The organism is Blastococcus saxobsidens DD2 (genome assembly GCF_000284015.1).
Classification (GTDB): Bacteria; Actinomycetota; Actinomycetes; order Mycobacteriales; family Geodermatophilaceae; genus Blastococcus; species Blastococcus saxobsidens_A.
In genome coordinates this window covers 1,189,932-1,216,884 of record NC_016943.1, presented here as the reverse complement: position 1 = coordinate 1,216,884, position 26,953 = coordinate 1,189,932, and the positions used below count along the sequence as shown (strand labels likewise).

Genomic DNA, 26,953 nt, shown 5'->3' with positions numbered 1-26,953 from the left:
ACCCTAGCGAGGATGCGGCCCGATGCCGAGCCTTCCGCGCCGTGCCGTCGCAGGCGGCGCGACGGAGGCGGACACCCGGGGCGCGCGGTGCACACGGTGCGTAATGTCGGGCGACGTGGCGGAGAGCGCGGGACACCTGGTCTGGATCGACTGCGAGATGACCGGGCTGGACATCGTCAAGGACAAGCTGATCGAGGTCGCCGTCGTGGTGACCGACTCGGAGCTGAACGTCCTGGACCCGGGCCTGGACCTGATCATCGCGGCCGACGACGCCGACCTGGACGGCATGGACGACGTCGTCGTCGAGATGCACCGGAAGTCAGGGCTCACCGACGCCGTCCGGGCCTCCTCGCTCACCGTCGCCGAGGCCGAGCAGCAGCTGCTGGCCTACATCAAGCGCTGGGTGCCGGAGCGCCGGACCGCCCCGCTGTGCGGAAACTCGATCGGCACAGACCGCGGCTTCCTGGCCCGCGACATGCCGGAGCTCGACGACCACCTGCACTACCGGATGGTCGACGTCTCCTCGATCAAGGAGCTGGCCCGCCGCTGGTTCCCGCGGGTCTACTTCGCCCAGCCGCCGAAGGGGCTCGCCCACCGTGCGCTGGCCGACATCATCGAGTCGGTGCGCGAGCTGGCGTACTACCGGCGCACTCTGTTCGTCGCGGCGCCCGGGCCCAGCAGCGACCGGGCGAAGAAGGCCTCCGACGCGGTGGTCGGCTCGTTCGCCGACCTGCTGGCGGCCGGGGACGCCGGGCACGCCTGACCCAGGCGACTCCCCCGGTGGACCGCCGCCGGGTCTCCGGTATCGTTGGCCCGTTCCCTCCGGCGCTCTGCGTCCGGGCGGAGGCACGGTGGGTGTAGCTCAGTCGGTAGAGCACCAGGTTGTGATCCTGGGTGTCGCGGGTTCGAGCCCCGTCACTCACCCCACGCGGTGGAGGCCCTGGTCAGTTCGCTGACCAGGGCCTTCATCCGTTCCGGCGCCGTCCGCGACGGCACTTGGGACGCCGTCCACCGCGACCCCTCGCATCAACTCGGTCAGCGGCTGTCGTAGCCGGCGAAGTATTCCGTGCCCATCGTTGTCCGGCCGAAGCCCGTCACGCCGCCGATGTCAGCAGCCCGACCCGGCGTCTCCTTCCGCACCTGGTCCAGGGACCGGCCGGTGGCCTCGACCCGCCCCGCGAGGACCCGCTCGATCCGCTCCCCCCACGACGGCGCCGGGGTGGATGGCGTTGGAGGTGATGCCGTAGGCCGGAGCTGATCAACGCCCTGCCGCTGCGCGGAACCTCCTGGGTGGTCAGCACCGTGCCCGACCGGTCGGTGAACCTGGCGCTGCTGCACGGGCTCGACCAGGCCGACTTCACCGGCAAGGTCGCCCTGACCGCGCACAACGACCACGATGCGGAGCAGCTGGAGGCCGCCGGCGTCGACGTCGTGCTGCGGCCCTTCCACGCCGCCGCCGACAGCGGAGCCGCGCTCCTCCTCGACGAGGTCGAGACCCGAGGACACCGCAACGGCACAGCTCTCGACTGAGGCACCGGGGCGTCGTACGCGGGGACGCGCCGCGCGTGCGCCCGCTCAGGAACCGCTACGGCAGGCGACCTGCACCGGCCGAGGGCCCTGATGTCGGTCCAGTCGGTCAGCGGGATGCCAGCCACGCAGGCCGAGGTGAACCCACCGGTCGAGCTGCTCGCCGGCAGATCATCGCCGTCCGCGAGGACGGCGGCGAGCCCCCCCACCACGTCACCGCTCTGCTCGATGCCCACGCCGCCGACCTCGACCAGCGGATCGCCGAGCTCACCGCCCTCCGCGAGGACATCCGGGGGCTGCGTGACCGCGCCGACGGCTCGGACCCCGCCCGTTGCGCGGAGGACATGGTGTGTCACGTCCTCCCGGTGGACCGCCCTCCCGGACCGCCGGAGGAACCCGGTCGCTGAGCGAGGGCGCCCCGGCTCCGGCTGGTCGGTGCCGCAGCGCCGGGCGACGTCCGGCTGACGAGTTGCCCCGGCCGGGGCTCAGACCAGGCCGGTGATGGTGATACCGGCGCGGCCGGCGGCCTCGGCGACGAGGTCCAGTCCGCGGCCGGCCCCGAGGGTCAGCGGGACCTCCGGGGCAACCTCCAGCTCCTCGACCTGGACCCGGTCGCCGAACAGGACCAGGGCACGGCCGATGTCGCGCTGGCGGGAGACCCACAGCAGCCCGTCGACGCCGTGCGGGTGGGCGTGCAGAGCCCGGGCCCAGGCGGCGGTGTCGGGGTAGCTGCGCGCGTCGGAATCGATGAGCTCCCCGCGGGTCAGCTCGAGCCGGCGCAGCCCCTCGCTGGTCAGGTCGACCAGCGTGAGATCGCGCTTGGGGGCGAGGGCGACCACGACGCGGTGCAGCAGCTTCGCGTGCGGCACCCGCTTCACCCCGCGGGTCGGCACGTCGTGGAACACGGTCTCGAACACGGCCCCGTCGACGTCGCCGACGCCGTAGAGCACCGGCAGGGGCTCGGTGTCGCCGTCCGGGGTGAAGGGATGGAAGCGGCCGCGGTGGGCGTCGTCGCCGGCGTGGAACTGGCGGGAACCCCAGCCGATGTCGTAGCAGCGGTGGAACCTCTCCCCCGCCCCCCAGGTGGTCAGCAGCGGGTCCAGGCTGTCCGGGGCAGCCGGCGCCGGCACGGCGACCGGCGCCGGGACCCGCGAATGCGGTCGCGCAGCAGGCACCTTCGGTGCTCAGGTGAGGATCTCGTCAGCGAGGCGACGGGCCGCCTCCACGACGAGTTCGGAGTCACTGTCGAGCACGTCGACGGGGCGCTCCCCGCCGAGCCAGTCGCTGCTGCCGGTGAACCACAGGGCCAGCTCCCACCCGGACAGCCGGTCACCGACGGCGGCCAGCACGTCGGCGATGACCGGCCGCGGCCGGCCGTTCCCACCGAACTGGAAGCCCGGGAAGCGCTGCGCCCCGTCCACCTCGACGGCGAACGCCTTCCGCTGGTTGCGCAGCCGGTTCGCCGTGGCAGCCCGGTTGCTCGCGGTGGAACCGGTGAGCTCGGCGACCTGGGTGCTGGACAGCAGACCGAACTCGTCGGCCAGCTCGGCCTGTGCCTGCGCGTTGCGCTGCACCTGCTCGAGCACCGCCGGCGACATGGTCAGACGTCCGGCCGGCAACAGCGCACGCAGGACCTCCTCGCGGGTGCTGTGGGCGTCCCGGATCGAGAGGTACAGCACGTGCAGCAGGTCGGTCAGCTCCGCGGCCTCCTCGGCGTCGCGGGCGGCGACGGCCACGACGAACGGGTCCGGCTGACCGGTCTTCCGCCGCAGGTTGAGGCACTGCGCGGCCACCTTCGAGGCCATCGCGCCCGTGAGGGTCGCGATGGAGTGGGCGGTCAGCGCAGTCATGTGCACCACGATGAGACAAGTGATAGCGTCCGTCAAGACTCACTGACATCACCTGCGGGGACGAGGGCGGTGGGCCCTCAGCTGGCTCCACCGCCCTTGACGCGGCTGGGCAATCACCGCCACCGCGTCGGTGTCACGGGGCGTTCCGGGCCGGCGCCTCGCCACCTTCCAGGTCGCCCTCGGTGTCCAGGTAGGCCTGCTGGAGCTCGGCCAGCAGCGCCGGGTCCGGTTCGGCCCACATCGCCCGGTCGACCGCCTCGAGCAGCCGCTCGGCGATCCCGTGCAGCGCCCATGGGTTCGACGTCTCCAGGAACTCGCGGTTCTCCGAGTCGAGGACGTAGGTCTGCGCGAGCTTCTCGTACATCCAGTCGGCGACCACGCCGGTGGTGGCGTCGTAGCCGAAGAGGTAGTCGACCGTGGCCGCGAGCTCGAAGGCGCCCTTGTAGCCGTGCCGGCGCATCGCCGCGAGCCACTTCGGGTTGACCACCCGCGCGCGGAACACCCGCGCGGTCTCCTCGGTCAGCGAGCGGGTCCGGACCGACTCCGGCCGCGTGGAGTCCCCGATGTAGGCAGCCGGAGCCCGACCGGTCAAGGCACGGACGGTCGCGACCATGCCGCCGTGGTACTGGAAGTAGTCGTCGGAGTCGGCGATGTCGTGCTCACGGGTGTCCACGTTCTTGGCCGCCACCGCGATCCGCTCGTACGCCGCCTCCATGTCCGGCCGGGCCTGCACGCCGTCGAGGTCGCGGCCGTAGGCGTAGCCGCCCCACACCGCGTACACCTCGGCCAGGTCGGCGTCCCCGCGCCAGTTGCGGGAGTCGATGAGCGACAGCAGCCCCGCCCCGTAGGCCCCCGGCTTCGAGCCGAACACGCGGGTGGTCGCGCGCCGCCGGTCGCCGTGCGTGGCGACGTCGGCCTCGACGTGCGCCTTCACGAAGTTGACGTCGGCGGGCTCGTCCAGTCCGGCGGCCAGGGTCACCGCGTCGTCGAGCATGGTCACCACGTGGGGAAAGGCGTCCCGGAAGAAACCGCTGATCCGCACGGTGACGTCGATCCGCGGGCGTCCCAGCTCGTCGAGCGGGATCGGCTCCAGGCCGGTGATCCGCCGCGATGCCTCGTCCCACACGGGCCGCACCCCGAGCAGGGCCAGCACCTCGGCGATGTCGTCCCCCGACGTCCGCATCGCCGAGGTGCCCCACACGGACAGCCCGACCGAGCGCGGGTACTCCCCGGTGTCGGCCCGGTAGCGGTCGACGAGGGACTCGGCCATCGCCTGCCCGGTCTCCCAGGCCAGCCGTGAGGGCACCGCGCGGGGGTCGACGGTGTAGAAGTTCCTGCCCGTCGGCAGCACGTTGATCAGCCCGCGCAGCGGCGAGCCCGACGGTCCCGCGGGCACGTAGCCGCCCTCGAGGGCGTGCAGGGTCGCGTCGAGTTCGTCGGTGGTCCGCTCGAGCCGGGGCACCACCTCGGCGACGGCGAACCGCAGGACGGCGGCCACCCCGTCGTCGTCCCGGTCGAGCACGTCGCGGACGACGTCGTCCACGGCTTCGGCGATCCAGCCTCGCTCTTCCATGCCGCTCACCAGCGCGTCGGCCAGGGCCTCGACGGCGTCGGTGGCCTTGAGCCCGGCGGTGCCGTCCTCCACGAGACCCAGGGCCTCGCGCAGGCCGGGGAGCGCCACCGAGCCGCCCCAGATCTGGCGGGCGCGCAGCATCGCGAGCACCAGGTCGACGCGGTTCGCACCCGTAGGCGGGGACCCGAGCACGTGCAGGCCGTCGCGGATCTGGGAGTCCTTGATCTCGCACAGCCAGCCGTCGACGTGCAGGATCATCTCGTCGAAGTGGTCGTCCTCCGGACGCTCGTTCAGCCCCAGGTCGGAGTCGAGCTTCGCCGCCTGCAGCAGCGTCCAGATCTGCGCCCGGACGGCGGGCAGCTTGCCCGGGTCCATCGCCGCGATGTTGGCGTGCTCGTCGAGCAGCTGCTCCAGCCGCGCAATGTCGCCGTAGGAGTCCGCGCGGGCCATCGGCGGCACCATGTGGTCGACCAGCGTCGCGTGCGCCCGGCGCTTGGCCTGTGACCCCTCCCCCGGGTCGTTGACCAGGAACGGGTAGATCAACGGCAGATCGCCGAGGGCGGCATCCGGCCCGCACGAAGGGGACAGGCCCACGGTCTTCCCCGGCAGCCACTCGAGGTTGCCGTGCTTGCCGACGTGCACCAGCGCGTGCGCCCCGAAGACCGACCGAAGCCACCAGTACGCGGCCAGGTAGTGGTGGGACGGCGGCAGGTCCGGGTCGTGGTAGATCGCGATCGGGTTCTCCCCGAAACCGCGCGGCGGCTGCACCATCACCACGACGTTGCCGGAGCGCAGCGCGGCGAAGACGATGTCGTCGCCGTCCACGAACAGCGACCCCGGCGCCGGGCCCCAGTGCTCTTCCATCGCGACGCGCAGGTCCGCCGGCAGGGTCTCGAAGAACGCCCGGTACTCGGCCGCGGGAATGCGCACCGGGTTGCCCGAGAGCTGCTCCTCGGTGAGCCAGTCGGCGTCCTGCCCGCCGGCAGCGATGAGGGCGTGCACCAGGGCGTCCCCGTCGAGGTCGGCCACACCCGGCAGGGCGTCGGGACCGTCGAAGGGACCGATGTCGTAGCCCTGCCCGGCCATCGCGGCGAGCAGGCGGACGACCGACGCGGGGGTGTCGAGGCCGACGGCGTTGCCGATGCGGGCGTGCTTGGTCGGATAGGCCGACAGCATCACGACGATCCGCCGCTCGGCGGGCGGAGTGTGCCGCAACCGGGCGTGCGCGACCGCGGTGCCGGCCACGCGGGCCGCCCGCTCCGGGTCGGCGACGTAGTGGGTCAGCCCGTCGGCGTCGGTCTCCTTGAAGGAGAAGGGCACGCTGATCAGCCGGCCGTCGAACTCGGGGATCGCGACCTGGTTGCCGACGTCGAGAGGTGAGAGCCCGTCGTCGTCGGCGGCCCACTCCTCGCGCGACCGCGTCAGGCACAGACCCTGGATCACCGGCACGTCCAGGGCGGCGAGCTCGCCGACGTCCCAGGCGCCGTCGTCCCCACCTGCCTGCGCGGTCGCGGGCCGCGCACCCCCGGCCGCGAGCACCGTGACGACCATGGCGTCGGCGCTCCGCAACGTCTCCAGCAGTCCCGGGTCGACCGACCGCAGCGACGAGGTGAACACCGGGAGCGCCTGCCCGCCGGCGTCCTCGATCGCGCCGCACAGCGCCTCGACGAAGTCGGTGTTCCCGGCCAGGTGGTGGGCCCGGTAGTAGAGGGCGGCCACCCGCGGGCCGCTCGTCGTCCTGGCCGTCCGGTCGAGCACCCCCCAGTCCGGAGCGACCACCGGCGGCTCGAACCCCTCGCCGGTGAGCAGCACGGTGTCGGAGAGGAACCGGTGCAGCTGGGTCAGGTTGTCCGGTCCGCCCTGGGCGAGGTAGCCGTGCGCCTCGGTCGCCACGCCCATCGGCGCGGTGGAGAGCTCCATGAGCTCGGCGTCGGGCACCTGCTCCCCGCCGAGGACCACGACCGGCGCGGGGCCGGCCAGCAGCGGGGCCAGCAGCTCCTCGTACTGCCGCCGGACCCCGAGGATCCGGACGACGACCAACGGGCTGCCCGCCACGAGGGCCGCCACCGCGGCATCGTCCAGGCGCGCGGGATTGCCCAGCCGCCAGCCGGCGCCCGACGCGCGGGCGGACAGCAGGTCGGTGTCGCTGGTGGACAGCAGGGTGAAGGCAGGGTCGCTCACGGCGCGTTCCTCACTCGGGGTCCGCGCCCCGGGTCGTCGGGCACGGCAGCCGGAGTGTCTGGCTCACCCGTGCTCCTGAGGGTGCAGAGCCGGGCTCACAGTGGCGGGACCGCGTCGGGCTTGCACCGACTTCCTCGCTGACTGCCGTGATGACGGGACCGTACCTGGCGCCCGGGGCCGCAGTAGCCTCGCCAGGGCCATGACCGCTGCCCGCCCGCTTCGCGACCGGGCGGATGCGTGCCCCGGCGCGCTGCAGACGCACGCCGCCGCCGACGGCGCCCTGGCACGGGTCCGGGTTCCCGGAGGCACGCTGACCCCGGCCCAGCTGCTCGTCCTGAGCGCGGCCGCGCGCGAACTGGGCGACGGCGCGCTGGAGCTGACCAGCCGGGGGAACGTCCAGCTCCGCGGCCTGCGCGCGGGCGCCGGGCCGGAGCTCGGCGATCGGCTGGCCGCGATCGGCCTGCTGCCCAGCGCTACCCATGAAACCGCGCGCAACGTCCTGGCGAGCGTGCTGAGCGGCCGGGTGGGCGGGCTGCTCGACGTGCGGACCTGGGTGCCGGCCTTCGACGCGGGGCTCTGCGCCGACCCGCGGCTGGCGGACCTGCCCGGCCGGTACCTCGCAGCCTTCGACGACGGTCGCGGCGACGTCGCGGGGCTGGGCGCCGACGTCGGGCTCCTGGCCCTCGACGAGCGGACCGTGGCGCTGCTGCTCGCCGGCGCCGACACGGGGATGCGCGCCGGTCCCGACGACGCCGTCGCGCTGTCGCTCGCCGCGACCCGCGCCTTCCTCGACGTGCGCGCACAACAGGGCGGCACCGCCTGGCGGATCGCCGACCTCGCCGCGGGGCCCGCCCGGGTCGCGGCGGCGCTCCCGGGGTTCCGCTCCCCCGCCGTCGCCGTGCCGGCGGCGCCGACGGACGCTCCGGCCGGTGCGGTCGCGCAGGACGACGGGCGCACCGCGCTGGTCGCCGTCGTCCCGCTGGGCCGGCTCACCGCTGCCCAGGCCGAGCTCCTGGCCCGCACGTCCGGCGGCGAGCTCCAGGTGACGCCCTGGCGCAGCGTCGTGCTGCCGGACCTGGCCGACGCGCGGGCCGCCGCGGAGCTGGCCGCGGCCGGACTGGTCCTCGATCCCGGGAGCGCCTGGCTGCGGGTGACCGCCTGCGCGGGACGACCCGGTTGCGCGAAGTCGCTGGCCGACGTGCGCGCCGACGCCACCGCCGCGGTGCGCGCCGGCTCGCTCCCCGCCGAGGGGGCCCGCCAGCACTGGGTCGGCTGCGCGCGGCGCTGCGGCCGCCCCTCCGGCGACGTCGTCGACGTCGTGGCGACCGCCGCCGGTTACCGGATCGGCTGAACGGTCACTTCCGCCAGAAGAGGTGGTGCGTCACCCCGCTCGAGCTGGGGACGACGTCGGCGTGGAAGCGGTCGAGCAGTTCGTCGGGCGACTCCCAGAGCCGTGACCCGGCCCCGAGCTCGACCGGGGAGACCGCCACGTGCAGGGTGTCGACGAGGTCGGCGTCGAGGAACTCCCGGATGACCGTGGCGCCACCCCCGAGCCGGACATCCCTGCCGTCCGCCGCCTGCCGCGCCTGCTCCAGGACCGTGGCCGGGTCGCCGTCCACGAAGTGGAACGTGGTGTCCGACAGCGCGAACGACGGCCGCGGGTGGTGCGTCATGACGAACACGGGCGTGTGGAACGGCGGCTCGTCCCCCCACCACCCCTGCCACTCGTGGTCCGGCCAGGAACCGCGCTGCGCGCTGAACTTGTTCCGCCCCATGATCTCGGCGCCGATGCCGTGCGCGAAGTCCCGCGTGAAGTAGTCGTCGAGCCCGCGACTGCCTCCGGGGTCGGCGCGGTTGGGGAAACTCGCCGTGGCCAGCGCCCACGCCATCAGCTCACCGGGATCGGCGTGCCCGAACGGTCGCTCCAGGCTCTGGTTCTCACCGGCTCCGAAACCGTCCCTGGAGACGGTGAAGTTCTGGACTCTCAGCAGCTGTCCCACGGGGTCCTCCTGACCGGTCGACGATGGTTGGACCCGCCATGCCGGCCGAACTCATCGCCGGCTCGGACCCAGGCGGCCCGGGCCGGTCCGCGGCGGGCTGCCGTCGGACGGGACGTAGCCTCCCCCCGCACGGCGCTGGACCGCGCCGGCACGGAGTGCGATGGAGACCCCAGCACATGTACGAGTACGAGAAGGACGGCGCCGAGATCTACCGGCAGTCGTTCGCCACCATCCGGGCCGAGGCCGACCTCGCCGCCCTGCCCGAGGACGTCGCCCGGGTCGCGGTGCGCATGATCCACGCCTGCGGGCAGGTCGACCTGGTGCAGGACCTGGCCTTCTCCCCCGCCGTCGTCGGGCGCGCCCGGGACGCGCTGGACGCGGGCGCACCCGTGCTCTGCGACGTCCGGATGGTCGCCTCCGGCATCACGCGACGGCGCCTGCCGAAGGACAACGACGTGGTGTGCACGCTGGACGACCCGCGCATCCCCGCACTGGCCGCCGAGCTCGGCACCACCCGCACCGCCGCCGCGCTGGAGCTCTGGGCCGACCGGCTCGACGGCGCGGTCGTCGCCATCGGCAATGCCCCGACCGCGCTCTTCCACCTGCTGGAGATGGTCGCGGCGGGAGCGCCGCGACCGGCCGCCGTCCTGGGCATCCCGGTCGGTTTCATCGGCGCGGCCGAGTCCAAGGACGCCCTGGCCGCCTCCGACCTCGACTTCCTCGTGGTCCGGGGCCGCCGCGGCGGCAGCGCGATCACCGCCGCCGCCGTGAACGCGATCGCGAGCGATATCGAATGAGCGGACAGGGACGTGAGCATCGCAGCGAGGAACGAGCGAGGAGCGGAGCGGCCTGCGGGAGCGGGAGGCAGAGCGTGAGCGGCCGCCTGTACGGGGTCGGGCTGGGCCCCGGCGACCCGGATCTGGTCACCGTCAAGGCCGCCCGGCTGATCGGCGCCGCGGACGTCGTCGCCTTCCACGCCGCCCGGCACGGCCGCTCGGTCGCCCGGGGCATCGCCGCGCCCTACCTGCGCGAGGGGCAGGTCGAGGAGCTGCTCGTCTACCCGGTGACGACCGAGACCACCGATCACCCCGGTGGCTACCAGGGCGCCATCGACGAGTTCTACGAGGCCGCCGCCGCGCGGCTGGCCGCCCACCTGGACGCCGGTCGCGACGTCGTGGTCCTCGCCGAGGGCGACCCGTTCTTCTACGGCTCGTACATGCACATGCACAAGCGGCTCGCGCACCGGTACCCGACCGAGGTCGTCCCGGGCGTGACCAGCGTCAGCGGCGCCGCCGCGGCCGTCGGCCGGCCGCTGGTCGAGCGCGACGAGGTGCTCACCGTCCTGCCCGGCACGCTGGGCGCCGACGAGCTCGCCGAGCGGCTGTCGACGACCGACTCGGCCGCGGTGATGAAGCTGGGCCGCACGTTCCCGCAGGTCCGCGAGGCCTTCGACCGAGCCGGCGTCCTCGACCGGGCCCTCTACGTCGAGCGCGCGACGACCGACGGGCAGCGGACGATGCCGCTGGCCGAGGTGGACCCGGCGAGCGTGCCGTACTTCTCCCTGGCCCTGCTGCCCAGCCCGCTGACCGACGAGATGCCGGTGACCGAGCGGGTGGCCGGGGACGACGAGCCGGCGGGCGAGGTCGTCGTGGTGGGTCTCGGCCCCGGTGCGCGGTACTGGACGACGCCCGAGGCCGCCGACGCGCTCGCCGCCGCCGAGGTGCTGATCGGCTACGGCCCCTACCTGGACCGGGTGCCAGCCAACCCCCGCCAGGAACGGTTTCCGACCGACAACCGGGTGGAGGCCGAGCGGGCCGCCCACGCGCTGGAGCTCGCCCGGTCGGGACGGCGGGTCGCGGTGGTGTCCAGCGGCGACCCCGGCGTCTTCGCCATGGCGGCCGCCGTGCTGGAGGTGGCCGGCCGGCCGGAGTTCGCGGACGTCCCGGTGCGGATCGTGCCGGGGCTCACCGCCGCGCAGGCCGTCGCGTCACGGGCCGGGGCTCCGCTCGGGCACGACTTCTGCGTGCTGTCGCTCTCCGACGTCCTCAAGCCGTGGGACGTCGTGGTCGACCGGCTCCGCCACGCAGCAGCCGCCGACCTGGCGATCGCCCTCTACAACCCCCGGTCCAAGCACCGCCCGCACCAGCTCGGCGAGGCGCGGGACGTGCTGCTGGAGGTCCGTTCGCCGGACACGGTGGTCGTCGTCGGCCATGACGTCGGCGGGCCCGAGGAGCAGCTCACCGTGACGACCCTGGGCGACCTGGACCCCGAGACCGTCGACATGCGCTGCCTGCTGATCATCGGCTCCTCGCGCACCCGGATGGGACCGTCCGGCCAAGTGTGGACGCCGCGGACCTATCCCGAGTGACGACCCGCCCGGCGGATGCGAGTCAAGAGTCAGCGGCCGGCACGTATACGCGCGCACGTGTGTTGCCCACTGCCCGAACCAGCCCCTCGGATGTCAGGTCCACAAGAAGTCCCTTGACGATTTCCCGGGGCACATGCAGTTCATCGGCTGCTTCCGCGACAGACAGGCGACGCCGCGACTGCACCAGATCGACCAGTTGTTCGCGCCGGCGAGCCTGCGCGGCAATGCCGTACGAACCCACACGCGCCACGATCTCTCGGCTCAGCTCGTAGTAGGTCCCCCCGCGCTCGCCCACTTGGACCAGAAGCGCCTTGAAGAACATTCCCCGCAGGAGACTGGGAACATCGACGTCCGGACCCAGGAGCGCACGGACGCTGCGGCGCGTGACGCGCCCCTCATGACGGGCCAGGACGAGCACGCGACGCTCGTCTGTGGTCATCTGCGTCGCGCTCAGCATGGAAAGCCAGACCTGGTCGTCGAGGCTCACAGGGGACTCGCTCCGCAAGGTCACCGTGACGGAGGCATCCGTGGCGGACCACGTCGGGTCGGGCAGTAGACGCCCCGCCATTCCCTCGTACATGCGGTCCACCCCCTCCCCGAACTCATCGACCAGCTCGAGACTCTTCAAAGCACCCATCAGGCGGGAGTTGCGGGAGAAATGTTCGTCTCTGAGATTCTCCAGCGTCACATGCCCCGCAAGTCCGCCTGGACTACGCACTTCCAAGCGGTCGGAGAACAAAGTGACATCAACCGTTCCGCCAGAAAGTTGATAATCGCGGTGCGCCAAGGCATTGAGCAGCGCTTCTCGAAGCACCTCGCGAGGGAAAGTAGGAATAACCTCGCGCCGAAGGCCTACCACGGCCTCGTGACGCTCGCCGGCATTCTCGATCAGCGCAACCAATTCTTCGACCAGGCGGGACAAGGGCGCACTCAGCGTGTGCCTAGACCGTGATGCTCCGGTGCGCGTCGGGGCACCCTGACGGTCGACGAACTGGACACGCGCACCTTTGATGTGAACATCTGGACTCACGCAGGCCAGGACGACGCCGGCGACCGTCGGCACGAGCTGGCCTGCCCGCTCAACAGCGAGACCGAGCTCAGCCATGTTTTTCAGCGCTGCCCGCCGGGTCACCCTGGGACGCTTTTGTGCAGCCAGTAGTTGATTCAAGGCGTCGAGATCGATGTCAGCGACTCCGACACCGGATACCGGCTCGTCTTCGCGAGGGTGAAGAGTCACTGCCCGCACGAACCGCGCCAGCGCGTCGCCCCGGAGCGGATGATTCGACGAGCCGACCCTGCGGAGCACCCGCCCGTTGGGTGTAGTGACCAAGCGTCCGGTAACGGCAGGCACTCCCACCATGACGACCGGCACCCCGTCGACGCGGAGCTCGTGGGTCGTGACGGACACCTCCACGTCATGAGCCGAAGTCATCACACCGTCGTAGACCGCCTGCTCCAGCTGCGCACCAGCGAACTTTCGATCGTCGTCGATGCCGATGACCACGAGGCCTCCGGTGGTCATGGCCATGGCCGCCAGAGTGTCCGACAGGCCCTTCGGTACGCGGGCCTTGAAGTCGAGACGCTCGTGTTCGACCTTGCCGACCAGGTTCCAGAACTCGTCCGCGGTGACGTCGGTCAGCTGGAAGAGGTCTGAGAGGGAGCCGGCCACGCCGTCAACATACTCGAATCTTGGATCAAGTTGCCGTCGGCACGGCGATTATCTCGCAAGATTTGTGAATCAATGGTGGCGTGCCTCGTTGCTCGCGGCCTCGTCTCAGGCGCGGCGCGGACCGACGGCGTCGTGCACCCAGGCGAGGGCCTCGTCGACGGTCGCGACCGTCGGCACCCCGGGTGGCAGCGGGGGGCGCCGGACCAGCACGACGGGCAGCCCGAGCTCGCGGGCTGCGGTGAGCTTGGCCGCCGTCATGGCGCCGCCGCTGTCCTTGGTGACGACGACCTCCACCGCGTGCCGTCGCAGCAGCTCGAGCTCGTCGGCGACCGTGAACGGCCCCCGCGCGAGGACGATGGTCGTCCGCGCGGGCAGCGGTGGGGACGGCGGGTCGACGGAGCGCACGAGGCAGTGCGCCGTCAGCCCGGCGAACGCGCCGAGCCCCTGCCGCCCGGTGGTGAGGAAGACCGAACCGAACCCCTGGACGGCGTCGGCGGCCTCGCCCAGACCGTCCACCCACCGCCAGTCGTCGTCCGCCTGCGCCACCCACCCCGGTCGGTGCAGGCGCAGCAGCGGGATGCCGACGGCTCCGGTCGCCGCGGCGGCCGACGCCGTCATCGTCGCGGCGAAGGGATGCGTGGCGTCCACGACCGCCCGCACCGCTCGGGCGTCGAGCCAGGCGGCGAGACCGTCCACCCCGCCGAAGCCGCCGACCCGCACCTCGCCCGCCGGCAGCACGGGTGCGGTCACCCGCCCCGCCAGCGAGCTGGCCACGTCGACCCCGTCGGCGACGAGCGCCGCGGCCAGCCGCCGCGCCTCACCGGTGCCCCCGAGCACGAGCACCCGGCCGCTCACGCCCACCGCCCGTGCATCCTGACCCCGTGACGATCGCGGGCAGGGAGGGCAGCACCGGGCTGCGCTACGGCTGGACCACCGGCGCGTGCGCGACCGCCGCCACCACCGCCGCGTACACCGCGCTGCTCACCGGCGAGTTCCCCGATCCCGTGACCATCGACCTGCCTCGCGACTTGCACCCGTCGTTCGCGCTGGCGAGGGAACTGCTCGCCGACGGCGCGGCCGTCGTCGGCGTCGTCAAGGACGCCGGCGACGATCCCGACGTCACCCACGGGGCCCTCGTCTCGGCCCGGGTCACGCACGGCGAACCCGGGACCGGTGTGACGTTCCGGGCCGGGGCGGGGGTCGGCACGGTGACCAAGCCCGGTCTCCCGCTGCCGGTCGGCGAACCGGCCATCAACCCCATGCCCCGGCAGTTCGTCCGCGAGCACGTCGCCGCGGTCGCCGCCCGGCACGGGGGCACCGGCGACGTCGTCGTCGAGGTCTCGGTCGAGCACGGCGAGGAGCTGGCCCGGAAGACCTGGAACCCGCGGCTGGGCATCCTCGGCGGGCTGTCGATCCTGGGCACGACCGGCGTCGTCGTCCCGTACTCGTGCTCGTCGTGGATCGACTCGATCCGCCGCGGCATCGACGTGGCCCGGGCGGCCGGTCACGAGCACGTGGCCGGCTGCACCGGCTCGACCAGCGAGCGGGTGGTGACGGAGCTGTACGGGCTCCCCGAGGACGCGCTGCTGGACATGGGCGACTTCGCCGGCGCGGTGCTCAAGTACCTGCGCCGGCACCCGATCCCCCGCCTGACCGTCGCCGGGGGCATCGGCAAGCTGGCCAAGCTGGCCGACGGGCACCTCGACCTGCACTCGGGCCGCTCGCAGGTGTCGACGGAGTCGCTGGCGGCCATGGTGCGCGCGGCCGGGAGCCCGCCGGCACTGGTCGACGGCGTGCGGACCGCGAACACCGCACTGGACGCGTTGCAGCAGTGCCAGGCCGCCGGCCTCTCCCTGGGCGACCTCGTCGCGGCCGGCGCGCGGGGCACCGCGCTCGGGTTCCTCCGCGGCGCCCCGGTCGAGGTGGACGTCGTGGTCATCGACCGCGGCGGCACGATCGTCGGCCGCGCGGGCTGACGGCTGCCCGTCGGTCAGCGGCATCGCGTCGTCGAGTAGAGGTGGCTGTCGGGGAACTGCCCCGCGGTCAGCACGGCACCGACGACCACCACCGCGGTCCGCTTCACCCCGGCCGCCTCGACCTGCGCCGCGATGTCGGTGAGCGTGCCCCGCAGGATCAGCTCGTCGTCCCGGCTGGCCCGGGCGACGACCGCCACCGGGCAGTCGGCGCCGTAGTGCGGGACCAGCTCGGGCACGAGCTCGGTGATCCGCTGCACGGCCAGATGCAGCACCAGCGTCGCGCGCGAGGCCCCGAGGGTGGCGAGGTCCTCCCCCTCGGGCATCGGCGTGGAGCGGGCCGACGTCCGCGTGAGGATGACCGTCTGGCCGACTCCGGGAACCGTCAGCTCGCGGTTGAGCGACGCGGCGGCCGCGGCGAACGCCGGCACTCCGGGCACGACGTCGTAGGGCACGCCGTGCGCGTCCAGCCGGCGCATCTGCTCGGCCATCGCGCTGTAGACGGACGGGTCACCGGAGTGCAGCCGGGCGACGTCGAGCCCCGCCTCGTGGGCGGCCACCAGCTCGGCGGTGATCTGGTCGAGGTCGAGATCGGCGGTGTCGACCAGCCGCGCCCCCTCCGGAGCGGTCTCCAGCAGCTCGCGCGGCACCAGGGCGCCGGCGTAGAGGCAGACCGGCGCGGTGGCGATGATGCGGGCGGCCCGGACGGTGACCAGGTCCGGTGCGCCCGGGCCGGCCCCGATGAAGTGCACGGTCATGGCGCTACCGAACCACGGAGAAGACTGTGACCGGCATCGCCGGCCTCCAGCCGGTGAACGAGCCGACCGGCTGCGCGCGCTGCACGCCGATCCGCACCAGCTCACCACCGACGCGGGCGAACCAGCCCGCCAGCACCGCCTCGCTCTCGACGGTGACCGCATTGACCACGAGCCGCCCGCCGGCCGGCAGCGCCGCCCAGCACGTCTCGAGCAGCGACGGGGTCGTCGCCCCACCGCCCACGAAGACGGCGTCCGGGGCGGGCAGCCCGGCCAGCGTCTCGGGCGCCCGCCCCTCGACCACGCGCAGGCCGGGGACCCCCAGGCGGGCGGCGTTCCGCGCGATGCGGCCGGCCCGGTCCGGGTGCGACTCGACCGCGATCGCCCGGCACGAAGGGTGAGTGCGCATCCACTCGATGGCGATCGACCCGGCGCCGGCGCCGACGTCCCACAGCAGCTGACCGGGCAGGGGGACGAGCTGGGCCAGGGTGACCGCGCGAACCTCGCGCTTGGTCAGCTGACCGTCGTCCTCGAACGCGGCGTCGGGCAGGCCGGGCACGGTCGGCAGCGGCACCGTGCCGGCATCGGCGACGGCCTCGACCGCGGTCACGGCCAGTGGGTCGACGACCCCGTGCGGCCAGTCCGCGGCGGTGCAGGTCAGCACGTGTTCCGCGGGACCGCCGAGCTGGGCGAGGGCGGTGATCCGGCTGGCGCCGTAGCCGAGCCGCGTGCACAGGGCGGCGACCTCGCCCGGGGTGGCCCCGTCGGAGCCGAGCACGAGCAGCCGCCGCCCGGGCGTCACGTGCGGGGCCACCAGCTCCAGCCCGCGGCCGACGACGCTCACGACGGCGACCTCCTCGACCGGCCAGCCCATCCGCGCGCAGGCGAGGGACACCGAGGAGGGGTGCGGGAGCACCCGGACCGCGCCGGGCCCGTGCAGCCGCACCAGCGAGGCGCCGACCCCGGACAGCATCGGGTCTCCGCTGGCCAGGACCACGACCTGGGAGCCGGGGTGCGTGCCGGACAGGGCGGCCAGCGCGGGGCCCATCGGCGAAGGCCACGGCACGCGCTGAGCGGGCACGTCGTCCGGCACGAGCCCCAGTTGCCTGGCGCTGCCGCGCAGCACGTCGGCCGCCTCGATCACGCGCCGGGCGGCAGGAGACAGGCCGTCCCAGCCGTCGGCGCCGATGCCGACGACCACGATCGGGCCGCCGGTGGGAGCGTCAGGTCCTGGCACGGGCGCCGATCCTAGGGACGGGACGACCCCGCGTGGCGGTGCCGGGGTGGTCGTGGTCTGATGACGCCGCCACACGCGACGGTAGTGGAGGAAGCCCGGTGAGATTCCGGCGCGGTCCCGCCACTGTGAGCCGGTTCTCCGGTCAGTCAGGAACTCCCGCCGTCGCCTCCTGCCACCTCCGGGCGTGGACACCCGGGGAGAGGACGCGTGCCCCGTGCGCCGTATTCGCGCATGATCTACCCCTTCAGCGCCGTCGTCGGCATGGACGACATGCGGCTGGCTCTCCTGCTCAACGCCGTCTCCCCCGCCGTCGGCGGCGTGCTGGTGCGCGGTGAGAAGGGCACGGCCAAGTCGACGACGGTCCGCGCGCTGGCCGCCGTGCTGCCGCCGGTCGCCGTCGTGCCCGGCTGCCGCTTCGCCTGCGACCCGGCCGCGCCCGACCCGGGGTGCCCCGACGGCCCGCACGAGCCCACCGCGGGCGGTCCCAGCCGTCCGGCCCGGTTGGTCGAGCTGCCCGTCGGCGCCTCCGAGGACCGGGTCGTCGGCTCGCTGGACCTGGAGCGCGCGCTCACCGAGGGCGTGAAGGCCTTCGAGCCCGGCCTGCTGGCCGCCGCCCACCGCGGCGTGCTCTACGTCGACGAGGTCAACCTGCTGCACGACCACCTGGTCGACCTGCTGCTGGACGCCGCGGCGATGGGCACCGCGTACGTCGAGCGCGAGGGGATCTCGGTCCGGCACGCCGCCCGCTTCCTGCTGGTCGGGACCATGAACCCCGAGGAGGGCGAGCTGCGCCCGCAGCTGCTCGACCGGTTCGGGCTGACCGTCGAGGTCGCCGCGCCGCGCGACCCGGCCGTGCGCGCCGAGGTGGTGCGCCGGCGGTTCGCCTCGGACGCCGATCCGGCCGGCTTCGCCGCCGAGTGGTCGGCCGAGGAGACCGGGCTCGCCGATCGGATCGCCGACGCCCGCGCCCGGCTGCCGCGCGTCGTCCTGTCCGACGCCGCGCTGCAGCAGGTGACCGCCGTGTGCGCCGCCTTCGACGTGGACGGCCTGCGCGCCGACCTGGTCACCGCCCGCGCGGCGATCGCGCACGCCGCCTGGTCCGGCCGCGACGAGGTGACCGAGGACGACGTGCGGGTGGCCGCCCGCCTGGCCTTGCCGCACCGCCGCCGGCGCAACCCGTTCGACGCACCCGGTCTCGACGAGGACGTGCTGGACCAGGCGCTGTCCGACAGCCGCCCCGAGGACGGCCCCGAGGACGACGGCCCCGACGACGGCCCCGACGGCGGCGGTCCCGAGGACGGCGGCCCGGGCGATGCAGGCATAGGAGGCAATACCTACGAATCCGACGTCGAGACGCAGGCACAGCCTCCTGTGCCCGAGGAGGGCAGCGGCGAGCCGACGACGGCACCCCGGGGTGAGGGCGGCGGCCGCGCCGACGCCTCCCCGGCGGCCGACCGGGCCGCGGTCGCGCCGTCCGACCCGTTCCGCGCGCGACGGCTGGAGGTGCCCGGGATCGGGGCGGGGGCCGCCGGCAGGCGGTCGCGGGCGCGCTCGGAACGCGGCCGGGTCGTCGGCTCGACCCGCCCGGCTGGCACCGTCACGAAGCTGCACCTGGCCGGCACCGTGCTCGCCGCCGCCCCGCACCAGCGGGCGCGCGGTCGCACCGGCCCGGGCCTGCAGATGCGCCGGGAGGACCTGCGCCAGGCGACGCTCGAGGGGCGGGAGGGCAACCTCGTGCTCTTCGTCGTCGACGCCAGCGGCTCCATGGGTTCCCGGGCCCGGATGGGCACGGTGAAGGGCGCCGTCCTGTCGCTGCTGCTCGACGCCTACCAGCGCCGGGACAAGGTCGGCCTGGTCACCTTCCGCGGCTCCGGGGCCGATCTGGCCCTGCCGCCCACCTGGTCGGTCGAGGCCGCCGCCGCACGGCTCACCGACCTGCCCACCGGTGGACGTACGCCGCTGGCCGCCGGGCTCCAGCGCGCCCGCGAGGTGCTGCGGGTGGAGCGGGTCCGCGACCCGCAGCGCCGCCCGCTGCTCGTCGTCGTCACCGACGGCCGCGCCACCGGCGCCCGGGGAGGTGCCCCCCTGGCCGAGGCCCACGCCGCAGCACGCCTGCTGGCCGCGGAGGGAGTGGCGGGCGTCGTCGTCGACTGCGAGTCCGGGCCCGTCCGGCTCGGCCTGGCCGCCACGCTGGGCGCCTTCCTCGGGGGGCCGACGCTCGCCATGGGCGAGCTCGCGGCGGACGACCTCGCGGCGACGGTCCGCAGCGTCCGAGAGGTTGCCTAGAGGTGAGCGAGCGTGCGAGCTCACCAGTGAGCACAGCGCCCCGAGGTACTCGGCCGACGAGCGCCGGCCAGGAGGACTAGTGCCCAAGGGACAGGTCGAGAGCGTTCCCGCCGATGGACTGACCACGCGGCAGCGGCGGAACCGTCCGCTGCTCGTGGTGCACACCGGCGAGATGAAGGGGAAGTCCACCGCCGCCTTCGGGATGGCGATGCGCGCCTGGAACCAGGGCTGGTCGGTGGCGGTCTACCAGTTCGTCAAGAGCGCGAAGTGGAAGGTCGGCGAGGAGAGCGCGCTGACCGCGCTCGGCCGGCTGCACGAGCAGACCGGCGAAGGCGGACCGGTCGTCTGGCACAAGATGGGCAGCGGCTGGAGCTGGTCGCGCCGGACGGGCACCGAGACCGACCACGCCGCCGACGCCGCGGAGGGCTGGGCGCAGATCAAGCGCGACCTCGCCGCGGAGGCGCACCGCTTCTACGTCCTCGACGAGTTCACCTACCCCATGACGTGGGGCTGGGTGGACATCGAGGATGTGATCGCGACGTTGTCGAGTCGGCCCGGCACCCAGCACGTGGTGATCACCGGCCGGAACGCGCATCCAGCGCTGGTCGACGCCGCTGACCTGGTGGTCGAGATGACGAAGGTCAAGCACCCCATGGACGCGGGCCAGAAGGGCCAGCGGGGGATCGAGTGGTGATCGGGGTCGGGCGGGTCCCGAGAATCGTGGTGGCGGCCCCGAGCAGCAACGCGGGCAAGACGTCGGTGGCCACGGGGCTCATCGCCGCCCTCACCGCCCGCGGGCTCGTGGTCTCACCGCACAAGGTCGGACCCGACTACATCGACCCCGGCTACCACGGCCTGGCGGCCGGCCGCCCGGGCCGCAACCTCGACCCATGGCTGGTCGGCGTGGAGCGCGTCGCCCCGCTGTTCCTGCGCGGAGCGACGCACCCCCGCCCGGCCGACGTCGCCGTCGTCGAGGGCGTGATGGGTCTGTTCGACGGGGCCACCCATCCGTCGGTGGAGCCCGGTTTCGCCTCCACCGCGCACGTCGCGGGGCTGCTGCGGGCGCCCGTGGTGCTCGTCGTCGACGCGTCGTCCCAGGCGCGGTCGGTGGCGGCGCTCGTGCACGGGTTCGCCAGCTTCGACTCCGGCATCCGGCTCGGGGGCGTCGTCCTCAACCGGGTCGGCACCGACCGGCACGAGGCGATCCTCCGCGAGGCGCTGGACGCCGCCGGAGTGCCGGTGCTCGGGGCGGTCCGCCGGATGGAGCAACTGCACACCCCGTCGCGGCACCTGGGCCTCATCCCGGCCGCCGAGCGGTCGGATGCGGCGCTGGCGACGGTCCGCCGGCTGGGCGAGGTCGTGGCGTCCTCCGTCGACCTGGACGCCGTGCTCGCCCTGGCCCGGTCCGCGCCTCCGCTCGACGCACGCCCCTGGGACCCGGCCGCCGAGGTCGCGCCTGCGCCGGGCCGGCCCCGGGTCGCGGTCGCCGGTGGACCTGCCTTCACCTTCGGCTACACGGAGAACGCCGAGCTGCTCGAGGCCGCGGGGGCCGAGGTCGTCGCCGTCGATCCGCTGCGCGACGACGCCCTCCCCGCCGGCACCGCCGGACTCGTCGTCGGCGGGGGCTTCCCGGAGGTGCACGCCGCCGAGCTGTCGGCCAACGAGCAGTTGCGCGCCGACGTCGCGGCGCTCGCCGCCCACGGCGCACCGGTCGCCGCCGAGTGCGCAGGGCTGCTCTACCTCGCCCGCGAGCTCGACGGCGTGCCGATGTGCGGGGTGCTCGACGTGGCGACGGCGATGTCGCCACGGCTGACCCTCGGCTACCGGGCTGCGGTCGCCGTCACCGACTCGGTGCTCGCCCCGGCCGGCACGCGGGTGCGCGGCCACGAGTTCCACCGCACGCACGCCGATCCACCCGCGGGCCACACCGGCGCGTGGCGGTGGTCGACGGCCGGCTCCGAAGGCTTCGTCGCGGGGCGTGTGCACGCCTCCTACCTGCACCTCCACTGGGCCGGCAGCCCCCAGCTGGCCGAGCGGTTCGTCACCGCCTGCATCACCGCCGAACGATCGGAGCACGCCGGTGCACATCGCTGAGGGTTTCCTGCCGGCCGGGCACGCGATCGGCTGGACCGTCGCCGCAGCCCCCTTCGTCGTGCACGGCGTCCGGGCCGTGACCACGGAGGTGCGGGAGAACCCGGAGTCGACGCTGCTGCTCGGCGCCGCCGGGGCGTTCACCTTCGTCCTGAGCGCGATCAAGCTGCCCTCGGTGACCGGCAGCTCCAGCCACCCGACCGGCACCGGCCCGGGCGCGATCCTGTTCCGGCCACCCGTGATGGCGCTGCTGGGCACCGTCGTCCTGCTGTTCCAGGCGCTGCTGCTGGCGCACGGAGGGCTGACCACGCTCGGGGCGAACGCGTTCGCCTTCGCCGTGGTCGGCCCCTGGGTCGGGTACGGCGCGTACCGGCTGTCCCGTGTGCTCGGTGCCGGCCTGCTGCCCGCCGTCTTCGCGGGCGTCACGCTGGCCGACCTGGCCACCTACGTCACCAGCTCGCTGCAGCTGGCGCTGGCCTTCCCCGACGCGGGGAGCGGCCTGGTGGGCGCGCTGGCCAAGTTCCTCGGCGTCTTCGCCGTCACCCAGATCCCGCTGGCCATCGGCGAGGGGCTGCTCGGCGTCCTGCTGTTCCGCGTGCTCACCGTCAACGCCCGCCCCGAGCTCGAGCAGCTCGGGGTGCTCGAGCCCGCTCCCGTCGTTCCCGCCGGAGGTGCCGCATGACCCGCCGCACGCCCGTCAACGCGCTGATCGTCCTGGCCGTCGTCGCACTCTTCGCCGTCCCGCTGCTCGTCGACGGCGGCAGCTCCGAGTACGGCGGCACCGACGCCGCCGTCGCCGAGGCGCTCGAGGCCGACGGCTACACCCCCTGGTTCGAGTCGGTGTTCAGCCCCACGGGGGAGGTCGAGTCGGGCCTCTTCGCCCTGCAGGCCGCCCTCGGCGGCGGCCTGCTCGGCTACGCCCTCGGCCGGCTGCGCGGCCGTCGGACGATGGTGGCCCCGAGCCCCACGGCGGCCGACCCCCGGTGACCGGCCTGGTCGTCGACGACGCGGCGTGGGCCAGCGCCTGGCGCGGCCGCGCCCCCGGCGACAAGCTCCTGCTGTGCGCCGGCCTCGTCGCGTGCGCGCTCGTCCTCCCGCCGTGGCCCGGCGCCCTCCTGGTGGCGGGGAGCGCGGTGGCGCTGGCGCTCGGGCCGGCCCGGGTGCCGGCCGGCACGTTCCTCCGCGCGATCCGGTGGCCGCTGGCGTTCATCGCGGTCGGCGCGGTGACGGCGGTCGTCTCGGTGGACGGCGGCGGCCTGGGCTGGGCCCCCGACGCCGCGGAGCGAGCGGGGCAGCTGGCGGGGCGGGCGGTCGCCGGCACCGCCGCGGTGCTGCTGCTGGCCACCACCACCCCGATGTCGGACCTCCTCCCGCAGCTGCGCCGGCTGCGCGTCCCCGCCGCCGTGGTGGAGATCGCCTCGGTCACCTACCGGCTGCTGTTCGTGCTGCTCGACAGCCTCGGCACCGTGCGGGAGGCCCAGACTGCCCGGATGGGCTGGTCGACGCCGCGCCGCTCGTACCGCTCGGCCGGGATGCTGGCCGCCGCCGTCCTGACCCGGTCGTGGGACCGCGCCCGGCGCATGCAGGCGGGGCTGGCCGGCCGCGGCATGGAGACCGGGCTGCGGGTCCTATCGGACGCGCAGCCGTCGTCGCGACCCTTCCTGGCGCTCGGGCTCACGCTGCCCGTCGGCATCGCCGCGATCACGCTGGTGGTGCGGTGAGCCACCGCACCCTGGCCGCCTCGGGCCTGGTCGCCGGCTACCCGGGTACGGCGCCGGTGCTCGACGGCGCGGCGGTGCGCATCCCGCCGAACCGGCGGCTGGCGCTGCTGGGCGCCAACGGTTCCGGGAAGACCACGCTGCTGCGCTGCCTGTCCGGGGCCCTGCGCCCCGTCGCCGGCGCGGTCACCGTCGACGGCGAGCCGTTGACCCACACCCGGCGCGGCCTGCGCGCCCACCGGCAGGTGGTCCAGCTGGTGCTGCAGGACCCGGACGACCAGCTGTTCAGCGCCTCGGTCGGCCAGGACGTCTCCTTCGGCCCGCTGAACCTGGGACTGGACGAGTCCGCCGTCCGCGCCCGCGTCGCCGAGGCCCTGGACCTGCTGGGCGTCGACCACCTGGCGGCCCGGCCCACCCATCAGCTCTCCTACGGCGAGCGGAAGCGGGTGGCGATCGCCGGTGCGGTCGCGATGCGCCCGTGCCTGCTGCTCCTCGACGAGCCGACCGCCGGGCTGGACCCGACCGCGGTGGCCGACACCCTCGCGGCGCTGGCCCGGCTGCAGGAGCACGACTCGACGGTCGTGATGAGCACCCACGACGTCGACCTGGCGCTGCGGTGGGCGGATGAGGTCGCCGTGGTGGTGGACCGGGCCGTCGTCCAGGGCCCCCCGGAGGAGATCCTGGGGAACACCCGTCTGCTCCGGCGTGCCCGGCTGGACCGGCCATGGGTGCTGACCGTCGGCGCCCGTCTGCGGGAGCTGGGTCTGCTGGCCCCCGGTGCACTCCCCCGGGACACCGACCGCCTGCTGGCCGCGCTCCCGGAGGCGCCGGCGGTGCGGTCGTGATCACCGTGGGTGTGGGGGCGTCGAGCGGGGTGAGCGCCGCAGAGGTGCTGGCCGCGGTCGACGCGGTCCTGCCTCCTGGGGCTGCTCCGGTGCGGCTGTCGACGCTCGACGCGAGGCTGCGGGAGCGTGGACTGCAGGAGGCCGCTGCCCGACGCGGCTGGCCGCTCGTCGGCCACCCCGCCTCCGCGTTGGCGCGGGTTCCGGTGCCCACCCCCTCCGACCAGGTGGCGGCGGCCGTCGGCACCGGCTCGGTGGCCGAGGCCGCGGCCCTGCTCGATGGCGGCCCGCTCGTCGTGCGGAAGACGGTGCACGGCCGGGTGACCGTGGCGGTGGCCGTGAGCGGACAGGTGCGTGAGCAGCGCAGCGAAGGAACGAGCGAGGAGCGGACCGACCGCGGAGGCGGCCTGGACATGGGAGCGAGGAGCGGAGCGCACCCCGGGAGCGAACCGTGGACGCCGTGACCGACCTCCACCACCACGGCGACGCCGAACTGGCCCCCGGCCTGGTCGACCTGGCCGTCAACGTGCGCGCCGACGCCCCGCCGCCGTGGCTCCGCGCCGTCCTGCACGCGTCGCTCGACGCCGCGGCGTCGTACCCGGACCCGGTCCCCGCCCGGACGGCGGTCGCCGCCGCGCACGGCCGCCCCGTCGACGAGGTGCTCCTCACCGCCGGCGCGGCCGAGGCTTTCGTCCTCCTCGCCCGAGCGGTGCGGCCCCGCCTCGCCGCCGTCGTCCACCCCTCGTTCACCGAGCCGGAGGCGGCGTTGCGGGTGGCCGGGCACCCGGTCACCCGGGTGGTGCTGCGCGCGGACGACGGCTGGCGGCTGGATCCGGCCGCCGTGCCGGGGGACGCCGATCTCGTCGTGCTCGGCAACCCGACGAACCCGACTTCCGTGCTCCACCCCGCGGCCGCTGTCGCCGCCCTCGCCCGGCCGGGGCGGGTGCTGGTGGTCGACGAGGCCTTCGCCGACACGGTGCCCGGTGAATCCGGATCGCTGGCTGCCCGCCGGGACCTCCCGGGGCTCCTCGTGGTACGCAGCCTGACCAAGACGTGGGGGCTGGCCGGTCTGCGGGTCGGCTACGCGCTGGGTCCGCCACCGCTGATCGCGCGCCTCGCAGCGCAGCAACCGCACTGGCCGGTCTCCACGCCGGCCCTCGCCGCGCTGGTCGCCTGCAGCGCCCCGGAAGCGCGGGCCGAGGCCGAGGCGGCCGCACGGGATCTCGACCGGTGGCGGGCGGCCCTCATCGGCAGCCTGCCGCCATCCGTGGTCGTGGAGGGCAGTCCCCGCTCCTCGTTCGTCCTGCTGCGCGTCCTCGACGGGGCGCGGGTGCGCGACGTGCTCCGGCACCGGGGGTGGGCGGTGCGCCGCGGGGACACCTTCCCCGGCCTGACCCGGGACCACCTGCGGGTGGCCGTGCGAAGTCCCGAGGTCTCGTCCGCCTTCGCCGCCGACCTCGCCGCCATCCTCTCGCCCGCTCCGAGTCCCGAGGAGGTGCCATGAGCACCGCGTCGCTCCCCCGGCCGTCCGCGCCCCTCCACCCGGTGGGCCTGCGGCTGGACGGTCGGCAGGTGGTCGTCGTCGGAGGGGGTTCCAGTTCCTACCGGGCGACCGTCGGCCTGCTGGACGCCGGTGCGGTCGTCACGGTCGTGAGCCCCGTCGTCGTTCCCGCGCTCGAGGCGCTGGCCGACTCCGGGGACCTGTCGTGGATCCGGCGCCGCTACGCGCCCGGCGATCTGGACGCCGCCTGGTACGCCGTCGTCGCAACGGAGGACTCCGCGGTGGACGAGGTCGTCGCCGCCGACGCCGAGCGCGCTCGGGTCTTCTGCACCCGCGCCGACGACCCGGGCGGCTCCAGCGCCTACCCCGCCCTCCCCGACACGGGAATCCCGCCGGCACGCGACGGCCGGACCGGTGGGGTCGTGCTCGTCGGTGGTGGGCCGGGCGATCCGGGGCTGATCACCGTGCGCGGCCGGCAGGCGCTGTCGCAGGCCGATGTCGTGGTCGTCGACCACCTGGGCCCGCGATCGCTGGTCGCCGGGCTCCGACCCGACGTCGAGATCGTGGACGCGTCGAAACTGCCGCGCGGACGGGCGATGCCGCAGGAGGAGATCAACTCGCTGCTCGTGTCGCACGCCCGCGCGGGCAAGCACGTCGTGCGCCTCAAGGGCGGGGACCCGTTCGTCTTCGGCCGGGGCATGGAGGAACTGCTCGCGTGCGCCGCCGCCGACGTCCCGGTCGAGGTCGTCCCCGGCGTCACCAGCGCGGTCGGGGTCCCGGGGGTCGCCGGGATCCCGGTGACCCACCGCGGGCTCACCCACGAGTTCGTCGTCGTCTCCGGCCACCTGCCCCCGGGCCATCCGCAGTCACTCGTCGACTGGTCCGCGATCGGCCGGCTGCGCGGCACCGTCGTCGTCCTCATGGGTGTGGAGACCGCGCCGGCGATCGCGGCCGCGCTGATCCATCACGGCCGACGGCCGACCACCCCCGTCGCCGTCGTGGTCGAAGGCACGACCGGACGTGAACGCATGATCCGGACGACGCTGGCCGACCTCGGGACGACGATCACCGAGGAGTCCGTGCGCCCGCCCGCGGTGTGGGTCGTCGGCGAGGTCGTCCAGCTGGCCGCCGGGGCAGTCGCCCCTCCCTCGGTCGGCACCACTCGAGCATCTGAGCAGCGGCCGAGTGCGGCCTGTCCCGGCAGCGCCCCCCGGACGGCGGCGCAGGCCCGCTGAGGAACGATCAGGGACGTGACGACCCCCGTATCCCGGGCGTTCGCCGGGCCACCAGGTCCGGGTACCGGCCTCGCTCGCGGGTTCGAGCCCGTCACTCACCCCGCGCAGAGAGGCCCCGGTCGGTTCGCCGACCAGGGCCTCTCTGAT

25 protein-coding genes, 1 tRNA gene and 2 riboswitches are annotated in these 26,953 nt (G+C 74.4%); of the genes, 18 read left to right on the top strand and 8 right to left on the bottom strand.

Translation table 11 applies throughout. The features are described 5' to 3' along the window. Positions 1 to 115: 115 nt before the first annotated feature. The 4 genes from orn to BLASA_RS05795 all read left to right on the top strand — a co-directional run bounded on the left by orn (position 116) and on the right by BLASA_RS05795 (position 1,934). Positions 116 to 763, top strand: coding sequence for an oligoribonuclease (gene orn / locus BLASA_RS05810; RefSeq protein ID WP_231839556.1), 648 nt, complete (start codon positions 116 to 118; stop codon positions 761 to 763). An 88-nt stretch (positions 764 to 851) separates the two neighbouring features. Then, positions 852 to 927: transfer RNA gene (locus BLASA_RS05805), tRNA-His, on the top strand. Positions 928 to 1,290: 363 nt separating this feature from the next. Next, entirely contained in the window at positions 1,291 to 1,530 is a 240-nt protein-coding gene (locus BLASA_RS05800; protein ID WP_014375107.1) for a hypothetical protein, read from the top strand. A gap of 35 nt (positions 1,531 to 1,565) precedes the next feature. Beyond that, positions 1,566 to 1,934 (top strand): MerR family DNA-binding protein, encoded by a 369-nt coding sequence (locus BLASA_RS05795; RefSeq protein WP_014375106.1) that lies wholly within the window; start codon positions 1,566 to 1,568, stop codon positions 1,932 to 1,934. 78 nt (positions 1,935 to 2,012) lie between these two features. Here BLASA_RS05795 and BLASA_RS05790 read toward each other — a convergent pair whose 3' ends face one another. From BLASA_RS05790 to cobN, 3 genes are all read right to left on the bottom strand, one after another. Then, entirely contained in the window at positions 2,013 to 2,702 is a 690-nt protein-coding gene (locus BLASA_RS05790) for an RES family NAD+ phosphorylase (RefSeq protein ID WP_083877940.1), read from the bottom strand. A 9-nt stretch (positions 2,703 to 2,711) separates the two neighbouring features. After that, on the bottom strand, positions 2,712 to 3,377 hold the full coding sequence (locus BLASA_RS23320; protein ID WP_014375104.1) for a hypothetical protein: 666 nt from the start codon (positions 3,375 to 3,377) through the stop codon (positions 2,712 to 2,714). Between the two features lie 133 nt (positions 3,378 to 3,510). After that, the gene (gene cobN / locus BLASA_RS05780; RefSeq protein WP_014375102.1) at positions 3,511 to 7,131 is read right to left on the bottom strand and encodes a cobaltochelatase subunit CobN; all 3,621 of its coding nucleotides are present in this window, start codon (positions 7,129 to 7,131) and stop codon (positions 3,511 to 3,513) included. A 52-nt stretch (positions 7,132 to 7,183) separates the two neighbouring features. Next, positions 7,184 to 7,267, bottom strand: a riboswitch (cobalamin riboswitch). 63 nt (positions 7,268 to 7,330) lie between these two features. Here cobN and BLASA_RS05775 point away from each other — a divergent pair. After that, the gene (locus BLASA_RS05775; protein ID WP_014375101.1) at positions 7,331 to 8,482 is read left to right on the top strand and encodes a nitrite/sulfite reductase; all 1,152 of its coding nucleotides are present in this window, start codon (positions 7,331 to 7,333) and stop codon (positions 8,480 to 8,482) included. Positions 8,483 to 8,486: 4 nt separating this feature from the next. On the opposite strand, the gene BLASA_RS05770 is transcribed toward BLASA_RS05775, so the two are convergent. Continuing rightward, complete coding sequence (locus BLASA_RS05770; RefSeq protein WP_014375100.1) at positions 8,487 to 9,131, bottom strand: dihydrofolate reductase family protein; 645 nt, start codon at positions 9,129 to 9,131, stop codon at positions 8,487 to 8,489. A gap of 176 nt (positions 9,132 to 9,307) precedes the next feature. Here BLASA_RS05770 and BLASA_RS05765 point away from each other — a divergent pair, with 176 nt between their 5' ends. Together BLASA_RS05765 and BLASA_RS05760 are read left to right on the top strand one after the other, a co-directional pair. Beyond that, a complete protein-coding gene (locus BLASA_RS05765) occupies positions 9,308 to 9,928 on the top strand; it encodes a precorrin-8X methylmutase (protein WP_014375099.1) in 621 nt (206 codons plus the stop codon). Positions 9,929 to 10,002: 74 nt separating this feature from the next. Further along, the gene (locus BLASA_RS05760) at positions 10,003 to 11,499 is read left to right on the top strand and encodes a precorrin-2 C(20)-methyltransferase (protein ID WP_014375098.1); all 1,497 of its coding nucleotides are present in this window, start codon (positions 10,003 to 10,005) and stop codon (positions 11,497 to 11,499) included. A gap of 22 nt (positions 11,500 to 11,521) precedes the next feature. Here the strand turns inward: BLASA_RS05760 and BLASA_RS05755 are convergent, their stop codons facing one another. After that, positions 11,522 to 13,168 (bottom strand): ATP-binding protein, encoded by a 1,647-nt coding sequence (locus BLASA_RS05755; RefSeq protein ID WP_014375097.1) that lies wholly within the window; start codon positions 13,166 to 13,168, stop codon positions 11,522 to 11,524. A gap of 105 nt (positions 13,169 to 13,273) precedes the next feature. Beyond that, entirely contained in the window at positions 13,274 to 14,029 is a 756-nt protein-coding gene (locus BLASA_RS05750; protein ID WP_014375096.1) for a cobalt-precorrin-6A reductase, read from the bottom strand. Positions 14,030 to 14,049: 20 nt separating this feature from the next. Between BLASA_RS05750 and BLASA_RS05745 the strand changes: the two genes are divergently transcribed. Beyond that, positions 14,050 to 15,144, top strand: a complete 1,095-nt coding sequence (locus tag BLASA_RS05745; protein ID WP_014375095.1) for a cobalt-precorrin-5B (C(1))-methyltransferase — start codon at positions 14,050 to 14,052, stop codon at positions 15,142 to 15,144. A gap of 14 nt (positions 15,145 to 15,158) precedes the next feature. Here the strand turns inward: BLASA_RS05745 and cobM are convergent, their stop codons facing one another. Continuing rightward, on the bottom strand, positions 15,159 to 15,899 hold the full coding sequence (cobM, locus tag BLASA_RS05740) for a precorrin-4 C(11)-methyltransferase (RefSeq protein WP_014375094.1): 741 nt from the start codon (positions 15,897 to 15,899) through the stop codon (positions 15,159 to 15,161). Between the two features lie 4 nt (positions 15,900 to 15,903). Then, entirely contained in the window at positions 15,904 to 17,133 is a 1,230-nt protein-coding gene (locus tag BLASA_RS05735; protein WP_014375093.1) for a bifunctional cobalt-precorrin-7 (C(5))-methyltransferase/cobalt-precorrin-6B (C(15))-methyltransferase, read from the bottom strand. Between the two features lie 44 nt (positions 17,134 to 17,177). Then, positions 17,178 to 17,312, top strand: a riboswitch (cobalamin riboswitch). Positions 17,313 to 17,364: 52 nt separating this feature from the next. On the opposite strand from BLASA_RS05735, the gene BLASA_RS05730 reads away from it, so the two are divergent. The 10 genes from BLASA_RS05730 to cobA all read left to right on the top strand — a co-directional run bounded on the left by BLASA_RS05730 (position 17,365) and on the right by cobA (position 26,806). Beyond that, positions 17,365 to 19,419: a putative cobaltochelatase gene (locus BLASA_RS05730; RefSeq protein ID WP_014375092.1), complete on the top strand. Its 2,055-nt coding sequence runs from the start codon at positions 17,365 to 17,367 to the stop codon at positions 19,417 to 19,419. 79 nt (positions 19,420 to 19,498) lie between these two features. Continuing rightward, entirely contained in the window at positions 19,499 to 20,113 is a 615-nt protein-coding gene (gene cobO / locus BLASA_RS05725) for a cob(I)yrinic acid a,c-diamide adenosyltransferase (protein WP_014375091.1), read from the top strand. After that, a complete protein-coding gene (locus BLASA_RS05720) occupies positions 20,110 to 21,513 on the top strand; it encodes a cobyrinate a,c-diamide synthase (RefSeq protein WP_014375090.1) in 1,404 nt (467 codons plus the stop codon). The genes cobO and BLASA_RS05720 overlap by 4 nt, the downstream gene beginning before the upstream one ends. Further along, on the top strand, positions 21,500 to 22,192 hold the full coding sequence (locus tag BLASA_RS05715; protein WP_014375089.1) for an energy-coupling factor ABC transporter permease: 693 nt from the start codon (positions 21,500 to 21,502) through the stop codon (positions 22,190 to 22,192). Before BLASA_RS05720 ends, BLASA_RS05715 begins: the two co-directional genes overlap by 14 nt. Further along, positions 22,189 to 22,497 (top strand): energy-coupling factor ABC transporter substrate-binding protein, encoded by a 309-nt coding sequence (locus tag BLASA_RS05710; RefSeq protein ID WP_014375088.1) that lies wholly within the window; start codon positions 22,189 to 22,191, stop codon positions 22,495 to 22,497. The genes BLASA_RS05715 and BLASA_RS05710 overlap by 4 nt, the downstream gene beginning before the upstream one ends. Then, entirely contained in the window at positions 22,494 to 23,231 is a 738-nt protein-coding gene (gene cbiQ / locus BLASA_RS05705) for a cobalt ECF transporter T component CbiQ (RefSeq protein WP_014375087.1), read from the top strand. The genes BLASA_RS05710 and cbiQ overlap by 4 nt, the downstream gene beginning before the upstream one ends. Beyond that, positions 23,228 to 24,073, top strand: a complete 846-nt coding sequence (locus BLASA_RS05700; RefSeq protein WP_014375086.1) for an energy-coupling factor ABC transporter ATP-binding protein — start codon at positions 23,228 to 23,230, stop codon at positions 24,071 to 24,073. Before cbiQ ends, BLASA_RS05700 begins: the two co-directional genes overlap by 4 nt. Further along, the gene (locus BLASA_RS05695; protein ID WP_014375085.1) at positions 24,070 to 24,534 is read left to right on the top strand and encodes a cobalamin biosynthesis protein; all 465 of its coding nucleotides are present in this window, start codon (positions 24,070 to 24,072) and stop codon (positions 24,532 to 24,534) included. Before BLASA_RS05700 ends, BLASA_RS05695 begins: the two co-directional genes overlap by 4 nt. Then, complete coding sequence (cobC, locus tag BLASA_RS05690) at positions 24,522 to 25,574, top strand: Rv2231c family pyridoxal phosphate-dependent protein CobC (protein ID WP_041775630.1); 1,053 nt, start codon at positions 24,522 to 24,524, stop codon at positions 25,572 to 25,574. Before BLASA_RS05695 ends, cobC begins: the two co-directional genes overlap by 13 nt. Beyond that, complete coding sequence (gene cobA, locus BLASA_RS05685; protein WP_014375083.1) at positions 25,571 to 26,806, top strand: uroporphyrinogen-III C-methyltransferase; 1,236 nt, start codon at positions 25,571 to 25,573, stop codon at positions 26,804 to 26,806. Before cobC ends, cobA begins: the two co-directional genes overlap by 4 nt. Positions 26,807 to 26,953 lie beyond the last annotated feature (147 nt).